Genomic DNA, 278 nt, shown 5'->3' on the forward strand with positions numbered 1-278 from the left:
ATGGGTATCACTTTAGGTAGCTTAGCAACATTAGACCCAGCCATAGCACAAAGTGATATTGGCCCACAAGCTGTTATGCTTGCTACAATTGCTGGTTCCAACATTCCTGACATTGACACAGTTTTAAAATTGCGTAATAACGCTAAATATATAAGAAATCATCGCGGAGTTACTCATTCCATTCCCGCGGTAATTCTTTGGTCATTCCTTATAAGTGGCATCTCTTTCGCCTTCTTTTCAGACGCTCCATATCTTCATCTACTACTTTGGTCATTTAT

The 278-nt window shown here is 39.6% G+C and carries 1 protein-coding gene; it reads left to right on the forward strand.

From position 1 onward, the window contains the following. Nucleotides 1–278, forward strand: a 278-nt coding sequence (locus tag SB717_RS35325; RefSeq protein WP_410907582.1) for a metal-dependent hydrolase, incomplete at both ends; no start/stop codon positions are given.

Origin of the sequence: Priestia sp. SIMBA_032 (genome assembly GCF_046535215.1) — a bacterium.
In the GTDB taxonomy this organism is placed as follows: domain Bacteria; phylum Bacillota; class Bacilli; order Bacillales; family Bacillaceae_H; genus Priestia; species Priestia aryabhattai.